7 protein-coding genes are annotated in these 8,225 nt (G+C 57.2%); 3 read left to right on the forward strand and 4 right to left on the reverse strand.

Annotated features, from left to right (window positions below; genetic code table 11):
• Positions 1–26: 26 nt before the first annotated feature.
• Entirely contained in the window at positions 27–1,082 is a 1,056-nt protein-coding gene (locus tag Q1K07_RS17290; RefSeq protein ID WP_300313836.1) for an AraC family transcriptional regulator, read from the reverse strand.
• Between the two features lie 128 nt (positions 1,083–1,210).
• Here Q1K07_RS17290 and Q1K07_RS17295 point away from each other — a divergent pair, with 128 nt between their 5' ends.
• The 3 genes from Q1K07_RS17295 to Q1K07_RS17305 all read left to right on the forward strand — a co-directional run bounded on the left by Q1K07_RS17295 (position 1,211) and on the right by Q1K07_RS17305 (position 4,655).
• The gene (locus tag Q1K07_RS17295) at positions 1,211–2,407 is read left to right on the forward strand and encodes an MFS transporter (protein WP_300313839.1); all 1,197 of its coding nucleotides are present in this window, start codon (positions 1,211–1,213) and stop codon (positions 2,405–2,407) included.
• 667 nt (positions 2,408–3,074) lie between these two features.
• Entirely contained in the window at positions 3,075–3,326 is a 252-nt protein-coding gene (locus Q1K07_RS17300; RefSeq protein WP_300313842.1) for a hypothetical protein, read from the forward strand.
• Positions 3,327–3,845: 519 nt separating this feature from the next.
• Positions 3,846–4,655 (forward strand): hypothetical protein, encoded by an 810-nt coding sequence (locus Q1K07_RS17305; protein WP_300313845.1) that lies wholly within the window; start codon positions 3,846–3,848, stop codon positions 4,653–4,655.
• Positions 4,656–4,813: 158 nt separating this feature from the next.
• Here Q1K07_RS17305 and Q1K07_RS17310 read toward each other — a convergent pair whose 3' ends face one another.
• From Q1K07_RS17310 to cysC, 3 genes are all read right to left on the reverse strand, one after another.
• Positions 4,814–5,968: a DUF1501 domain-containing protein gene (locus Q1K07_RS17310; RefSeq protein WP_300313848.1), complete on the reverse strand. Its 1,155-nt coding sequence runs from the start codon at positions 5,966–5,968 to the stop codon at positions 4,814–4,816.
• Between the two features lie 33 nt (positions 5,969–6,001).
• Positions 6,002–7,411, reverse strand: coding sequence for a DUF1800 domain-containing protein (locus Q1K07_RS17315; protein ID WP_300313851.1), 1,410 nt, complete (start codon positions 7,409–7,411; stop codon positions 6,002–6,004).
• Between the two features lie 363 nt (positions 7,412–7,774).
• Positions 7,775–8,225: adenylyl-sulfate kinase (gene cysC / locus Q1K07_RS17320; protein ID WP_300313854.1), on the reverse strand; the 451-nt coding region annotated here is incomplete at its 5' end.

Below are 8,225 nucleotides of genomic sequence, written 5' to 3' on the forward strand. Positions count from 1 at the left end.
TTGCTGATATAAGGATGACAGTCACGTTACTCGGCAGCCGTCAGATCAGCATGGGACGGAGTGGAAAGCGCCAAGGGCTGGCGAAGGGTGCCGGGGGATTGTCCGGTCACACGCTTGTAGGCTCGGCTGAATGCGGCCAATGAGCCATAGCCCAGGCGATGTGCCACGCTCTCGATGGATTGCCGGTCCTTGCTGATCCACTGCGTTGCCAGTCGCATGCGTAACTCGGTGACATAGCGGTGGGGTGTCATACCTGTCACGTTCTGGAAGCGTTCGGCAAATACCGAACGCGAACTGCCCATGACCGCCGCAAGTTCGGTCACCGTCCAGCTGTGACCAGGATCGCGATGCACGGCAGCGATGACACGGCCCAGGCGCGGGTCGCGCAACGCTTCGATCCAGCCGGCCGCATCACCACACCCACATTCCACCCAACCGCGCACGATAAAGGCCGAGACGACATCGGCAAGCCGCGCCAGGATGCCAGCAAAACCTGCTCGCTCCGTTCGCGCTTCACGCTCCATTGCCTCCAGCATCGGCAGGATCTCGGGGTGCCGCTCCAGCAGGGTGCCGACGTGCATCACTTCCGGCATCAGTGTCACCAGAGGGTGCATGCCGCCGAGGTCGAATTCCATGCAGCCGCTGAAGACTATTGCAGCCTGTTCAGGACAACAGCCTTGTGGACAGGCACGTACTGAACTTACGGATTCACACAGCGTGGCCGTTTCGAAAGCGGTGATATCGCGACCGGCCTGGTCCGGTGCAGAAAGCAGGTCATGGCGGCCGCCCCGGGGCAGCAGCAGTGCGTCACCCGTATCAAGGGCATGCACGACCCCTGCAGGGCTGCGCAGGAAGACTGGTCCACGGGCGATGAAATGAAACTGGGCCCATCCCTCTGACGTGCCGTAGGTGATGCCGAAAGGGGAGGCAAGCTGAGTACGGCGATAGCGCACGCCACTGAGGCGCATGCCGAGGAGCAATTCGCTGACCAGGTCGCTTGGTGGGGAAGTGTGCGTCAGAGAAGACGCCGTCGATGGCGATGCGCTCAATGAAGATGCGCTTGATAAAGACGCATTGTGCATGACGGTACCGTTTCGGACGAATGATCAACTATTCGAGCGTTTTTAGCATAGACCGTCCGATTGCGTCCAACCTATTCTGCTGTGCAGCAATCACTCGCAATCATCTCTTGGAGATAAGGAAGAAACCAATGAGCGAACTGACGCAACGGGTCGAGCCGGCCTGGGGAGCGGTCTTTTCGATGACGCTCGGTGTACTGGGGCTGGTAACAGCAGAGTTTCTGCCTGCCAGCCTGTTGACGCCGATGGCGGCAGATCTGGGGGTGACCGAAGGCATGACAGGGCAGGCGGTGACCGTCACGGCGGCTATTGCGCTGGTGACCAGCCTGTTGATTTCCTCGGTCACCCGCAACATCGACCGCCGCTATGTGCTGCTAGGGTTCTCGACTCTGCTGATCGCCTCGAATCTGATGGTCGCCTTTGCTTCCAACATGACGGAGCTGCTGCTGGCGCGTGTGCTGCTCGGCCTGGCCCTGGGGGGCTTCTGGACCATGTCGATCGCCACGATGATGCGTCTCGTGCCTGACGACCTGGTGCCTCGCGCCTTGTCGATCATGTTCAGTGGCGTTTCCGTGGCCACCATCGCTGCCGCTCCGCTGGGCAGCTACCTTGGTGACATCGTCGGCTGGCGCAGTGTGTTCCAGATGGCGGCAGGGCTGGGGCTGATCGCATTGGTAGTGCAGTTCATGACCTTGCCACGCATGGCACCGAGTGGCCAGACACGCTTGCGCACCCTGTATGACGTATTGATGCGGCCACGGGTGGGGCTGGGCATGTTGGCGGCAGCCCTGGTGTTTACAGGGCATTTTGCCTTCTTCACCTATATTCGCCCCTTCCTCGAAATCGTGACAGGCGTCGGGGTGAATGGTGTTGCTGGCATTCTTTTCGGCTTTGGCTTTGCCAACTTCCTGGGCAATTACCTCGGTGGCTGGATGATCGAGCGCAACCTGCGCATGACCATGATCGCAATGCCGCTGGTGATGGGTGTTCTTGGCCTGAGTCTCGTGAGTACAGGGAGTGCTCCTGTGCTGGATGCGCTGATGGTGGCGCTATGGGGAATGGCCTTCGGCGCTATTCCTGTGGCCTGGTCCACCTGGTTGACCCGTACGGTTCCCGATGAAGCCGAAAGTGCCAGCGGGTTGTTGGTGGCGGCCATCAATACGGCGATTGCCTCTGGCGCGGCCATGGGCGGTGCCATCTTCGATATCAGCGGTGTCGGCAATGTGTTCCTGGCAAGCGGGGGTATTCTGTTGCTGGCGGCCTTGCTGATCCTGAAAGGCGTCAGGGATGCCGAGGCCCCGGGTCATTCTTCGCCTCAAGGGCTGTAGCGGAATCCATAAGCAGGAAACCCGTCCATTCATGGCGACGTATTCGACGCCATGAATGGACACCTGCTGGAACGTTCTTTGTGCATAAAATGTGCAATTTACATACTCCTGTTTAAACTTCCTGAAGTTTGTGCTGTCCTACTTGCAACCTTGGCGCTAGCGGGAAGACCTGCCTGTCATTGCCCTTTCTTTCCTGCGCCATTTCTTTCCTACGCATGGACTTTCCTTCACACGGACACTCCCTCACACGTACTTCTCTCGCATTCGTTTCCTTTTTGCTGCAGGCCGAATGGTACTTCTGTCACATGGGGAACGAAGCTGATGTACAAGCGGAAACCGTCATCGCAGGATGCCATCCTGAAACCAGCCATGAAACGAAATGACTCCTGAAGATAGCGAAGGGCTGAAAGACACCAATGTCTTTCTGACAGATATTACTCGCATATCACTTTTGGTGATTTTCATTCGAGTAATTCTGACTAAGAAACAGTGCTTCAGTGCGCTAGGGTAAACATACAGCCTTCAAGACAGCTGGAGGCAAAGAAAAGGACACCATAGCCAGTAGGGCTATCACCTTTATATCGATTTTGTGTTTCCCCGGAAAATGGAGAAGTAAAACTCCTGCTGAGAATCATGACGGGGTAGGCACTTTTCTGGAGAGTAGAATATGAATCGCTACGAACTGCACGACCAAGCCACCATTCTGGCAGAAGACGAGAGCCGCTATGCACTGGCGCGTAGAGTGCTGAAGCTGGAAGAAAAGTGCGCTGCTTTAGCTGCGCGCGCCCAGAAACGCAACAGACCTGGCGAGCGCCCCGCAGCACCTGCCCATGGCAAGCGACCTTCGCCCAAGGCAGGGAAAGCCGGTTTCCAGAAAGGCAAGAAACATCATCAAGGCCCGCTTGCCATGACGGAGTAACACCATCAACATCAGGAACGCATCTGGCTTTCTCCATCCCGCGTCAATCGGTTTTGCACATGATGGCGAAGTCCTGGATAAGAGTACTGGAGCAAGAATGCTGCCTTTCATATGTATGACGTTATCTTTCATGTGAGTGGTATTTTTTTATTTAGATAATGTTCCTTCCTGTACGCTGAATAGTTGTGTTTTGCATTTCTTAAGTAAACCTGTTTTCTTCTGACTTCCTGGGTCGAGATAATCTCGGCCCAGGTGTGGGAAAGTGTTGTTTTATTTGGTCTGTATATTCATGATGCTCTTATGATGATCTTTGGTTTTAAAATGAAAAATGCAGATTAAGACTCTGTGTCATTTGGCTTTAAAATGATTCTTGGATCAGTCATGACGGAGCAACCGATGAGATGAGGCTCTGGATAAGAAGGAGCTATTGGCAAGGAGAATCTATCGGTAAGAAAGCGCCATCGGTAGATAGTGACTCCATCAATGGCCACATGGAATCGGATCATGGAGGAAAAGGATATGCCGCTGACCCAAGTTGTCGACTATTTCAACACGCATCTCGAAACCCTCAATCCCCGAGCCAGCCTGCAGCGTCATGCGTATTTTCATTACCGGGCTGGGCGGATATCAGCCGAGCTGGGAGGAATATCGCTTCAGCCTTTCCAGCAGCCCATCCTGGACCTGACGACTCAGGCAATGGCTGGCTGGGAAAGCAATATCCGAGTCGTGGGACAGCGTCATCGCCGGTATAGCGTCGAAGATCTGTATTTCCTGGCCTGGGACAAGGAAGATGTCGTCTTCCTCGACCGTTTCCTGCGAGTGTTGCATGCATTGCATCACCTGTCGCGGCACACAGTGGAGGTTCCTCCCTTGGTGGTGGATGTGCACTGGCGCCATATACAGGCGGTGGAAGCATCGCATGGCCTGGTGTTCGAGACCTTGCTGGCCCGCCTGGGCATCAATCCTGGACAGATGGTGCTGCGTCTAAGAGGGGATCTGCTATTGGCGGAGGCTCACGTTCAGCAAGCCGCCCATGGTTTCCATCAGCGAGGGTACACCCTGCTGGCCTACGATCTACCCAGTGTCGTGGGAGAGTCCGAATGGCAGAAACTGCAGGAATGTGGTGTGCACTGGGTGACCCCGGAAAGCCAGGCACTTGGCGACAAGCGCTGGCATCAGCAAGCATTGGCTAGTGGGATGAAGGTCTGGTGGCGCGGGGTCGAGCAACCTGCCGAGCTTGAGCTTGCCCAGCATACAGGAACCGTGCTGATCAGCGGCAATCTGGTGGAAGCATTCTATATGCAAGTTCCGACTTCGGCTGCTCTTTGATAGCGGTGTTGTCGTTTAAGTGCTGTTGTTTAAGTGTTGTTGCTGCTGGCATGTCACTACCGGCCGATGCCTGTTGCATGCTCTCTTCATTCGGCTCATTACTGCAAAGCTGCAGGAATTGATATGCGTAACTGCCCAGGAAAATGCCTGAGCGGTGCTCAGGCAACGAGTCCTTCCATGGCTTTGATATCGCGGCTTTCAGGGAAGACCCGGCTATCCAGGGCATCTGCATCGATGTGCATATGATCGCGCAGGATGCCCTTCAAGACGCCGCGCATGTCCTGGGCCGAGATCAAGTCACGGTCTTCCTGCAGCTTCGACAGTCCCGGCCAGTCGCCATGTACCTTGCCCCCCTTGATGGCGCCTCCGGCCAGCAGGATACTGCTGGCGGTACCGTGGTCGGTCCCTTTGGTCCCGTTGATGCGAACGGTACGGCCAAATTCGGTGACAACGACAACAGCGGTGTGTTGCCAGTGATCTCCCAATGACTCGTGCAACTGCTTCATGCCGGTGTCGAGTTCGACCAGCTTGCGCTCGAGTGCGGCATTCTGTTGTGCATGGGTATCCCAACCCGTGTCCTGAACCATGACGACCCGGGGGGCATTTTCTTCCGCCATGAACTGTCCGGCAGATTGCATGGCTCCCGCCAACTGTCCGCCTTGAGCGAGGGAGTCGGGTACGATCTGCTGGGAAGACAGAGCCTGGGCAAAGGCCTCGGAAAGGTTGGCATCCTCGGCGTAAAGATCGGCGAGGTGGTTGGCAAGCACGGTGGGGCCGCCATTCTTGCCTGGAGTGGGCGACCAGGTGACGAAAGGCGCATCACCTCGCACCATCAGTGGTTGCGCAGAGGCGATGCTGAGCCCTTTTGCACCCTGCATCTCGGCCACTGCGCGATTGAGCCAGCCGGTGTTGCTGCCATCGGGCGAGGCGCTTCCGTTTTCCAGGCAGTCCTGGGCATCGAAGTGCGAACGCCCGGTATACGGCAGCCCGCAGGAATGCACGATACCAAACTCTTGGCGCTCGAAGAGTCGATGGCAATATGCCATGGAAGGGTGCAGGGCGAAGGTGTCGTCCAGCTTGAGAATGGCATTCTTGCCTGAGTCAGGCAAAGCCAATGGCCCACGTAGTTCTGCAAAACGTGGGTCACCATAGCTGGGTACTGCCCCCAACCCATCCATGGCGCCACGCAGCAGTACCACGAGCAAGCGTTGCGGGTGCTCGGAAGCATCGGCCGCAAGGGTCGTCAATCCCGGCCAGATCAACAGGCTGCAGCCACCGGCCAGACGGGCAAGAAACTGGCGTCGAGTTAACATAAGAGTTCTCTCCTGAACACTGAATAGACGCCATCAGCGCCACTGAAATTCCGGACTGGCCAGCAGTATCGCTGTACCCTGGCGAGGATTGGTCTGGCTGATGGCGACAGCGGTTGCTTCTTTCAACTGCGGACCCAGGCTGTCTTGTGCCAGCTCCATCGGGTTGCGTTGTGGGTCCAGCTTGGCTGCATGGCGCTGGGCAATGAGCAAGCGTTTCCACAGGGCATCGGCGCCGATCCAGTCTCTAGCGGTATCTCCCCAGCCGGCGGGCGCACGCGGTGCAAATGGCGTCTGTCCCAGCAAGTTAAGCTCGCGGCCCCAGTGGTTGTCATCGCCCCCTGGAAGCTCGTCCAGGGCACGATACATGGCAATCAGGTATTCGTCCGGGCGGCGGAACTTGCGAGTCTCGGTCTGCCAGGCCAGGTCATGCGTGAACAGAGCCCGGTAGACAGGCATCAGTTCACCCTTGTTCTGCTGATAAGTCTTTACCAGGTGCTCAACCAGTTCCTCAGGAGGTTCGTCGGCAACGTAATGCCGGGCCAGCTTGGTGGCAATGAACCTGGCGGTATCCTCCTGGCTGGCGAGAAAGCGCAACATGGAGCGACCTTGGGCCAGACCTTCCTGGTCGAAGGTCTGGCCCAGAAGCTCACGGTTGCCTGGCTCATGGGCATCATGTTGATAGACACTGCCGAAAGGGCTTAATTCACGCGTACTTCTGGCATTCGGTGCCTGCATGGGTGTTCGCCACCCCGTCAGGCCTCTTGCCAGTTCAATCACATCCTGCTGGGTATAGTCGCCATCGACACTGAGGGTGTGCAGCTCCATGATCTCGCGGGCAAGATTCTCATTGATCCCGGAAGGCAGGTCAGCCTTGCGTTGAGTCCGCCTCTGACCCACCGCTGAATCAGGGCCGATGGAAACCTCGTTATTCAAGTACAGCAACATGGCCGGGTGTTGTTCTACACCGAGCAGGAGAGAGGCAAAGTCGTTGCATACATTGGGGCGAATGGCTTCGCGCTCAAAGGAGCCTGCGACTACGTGCACATCCTGGCTTTCGGCGGATACCGTGAAGTGGTTGCTCCAGAACATGACCAGACGCTCGTGCACGGGCGAGTCGGTGGCACATTGCTGGCGGGCGCGAAGCTGAATCTCGGCACGAAAGTCGCGACCGAAACGTTTGGTGAATACCGGGACGTCGGCATTCTTGTTCTGCGCCGCTTGCTGGCGTGCAGCACGAAACTCCTTGCGGAATTCGGTATAGCGATTCAGGTAGGTTGGACTATCGTCCAGCTCCTGCAGGGCTTTGAGTGGTGGTGCAGGGTTTTCCAACTGTGACAGCACCCATTCCTTGGGGTCATGAGCGATCTCCTGTAGATCACCGGGTCTGGCACCTAGCCCGAAACGGTTGGCTGCCAGCACAGCATCGTGAAGGCTCTTGTCCATATGATGTCCTCTAAAAACCTGATGTGTTAGGTCGGGCCTCCCGGCAATAGTTCGTTACGGAGAGTGATTTTTTGTGCTGACTCGGTCAGCGTGATGACAAGCCTGGGCGTCGCGACTTCTCTGGTCTTCAGCATCACCAGGAGGAACAGGAAAATCGAAGGTGAAATAGGGAGGATAATGAGGCGGAAGGCGCACAGAAGAGACTGGCGAAGGAAGGCGGCATCATGACCGGCAGATAGGCCGGAAGGCATGCGGGAAAAGCAGGAAGGGCCAGCAGAGAGAAGGGAGGGATAGAAATATGGCCTCTGCAAGGTGGCCTCAGCCACCCCGATAGACGGGGCGGCTGAGGGTCGGTCTCACATCTTACAGGCAGCTCTTCACAAGCTGGCTGACCAGTTCCTGCTGGGTGTACTCGGTGGTCTTGAGCACCACTTCCGCGTCCTTGGGTACTTCATAGGGGCTGTTGATGCCGGTGAAGTCGCCGATCTTGCCTTCGCGGGCCTTCTGGTACAGTCCCTTGGGATCGCGCTGCTCGCACACGTCCAGCGGCGTGGCCACATAGGCTTCGATGAAGCTGCCTTCGGCGAACAGTTCCCGGGCGGTATCGCGGTCGCTGCGGAACGGCGAGATGAAGGCGGTGATCACGATCACCCCGGCCTCGGCGAACAGGCGCGCCACTTCACCCACACGGCGGATGTTCTCGGCCCGGTCGGCTTCGCTCATGCCGAGGTCCTTGCACAGGCCATGGCGGATGTTGTCGCCATCCAGCAGCATGGTGTGATAGCCGCGGCGGTTGAGTTCGACTTCCAGGGCA

The organism is Halomonas sp. (assembly GCF_029263665.1).
In the GTDB taxonomy this organism is placed as follows: Bacteria; Pseudomonadota; Gammaproteobacteria; order Pseudomonadales; family Halomonadaceae; genus Halomonas.

Excerpts from the sequence above, each read along its gene's own strand:
- Q1K07_RS17290 (WP_300313836.1), bottom strand. The coding sequence starts at position 1,082 with ATGCACAATGCGTCTTTATCAAGCGCATCTTCATTGAGCGCATCGCCA.
- Q1K07_RS17295 (WP_300313839.1), top strand. The coding sequence starts at position 1,211 with ATGAGCGAACTGACGCAACGGGTCGAGCCGGCCTGGGGAGCGGTCTTT.
- Q1K07_RS17300 (WP_300313842.1), top strand. The coding sequence starts at position 3,075 with ATGAATCGCTACGAACTGCACGACCAAGCCACCATTCTGGCAGAAGAC.
- Q1K07_RS17305 (WP_300313845.1), top strand. The coding sequence starts at position 3,846 with ATGCCGCTGACCCAAGTTGTCGACTATTTCAACACGCATCTCGAAACC.
- Q1K07_RS17310 (WP_300313848.1), bottom strand. The coding sequence starts at position 5,968 with ATGTTAACTCGACGCCAGTTTCTTGCCCGTCTGGCCGGTGGCTGCAGC.
- Q1K07_RS17315 (WP_300313851.1), bottom strand. The coding sequence starts at position 7,411 with ATGGACAAGAGCCTTCACGATGCTGTGCTGGCAGCCAACCGTTTCGGG.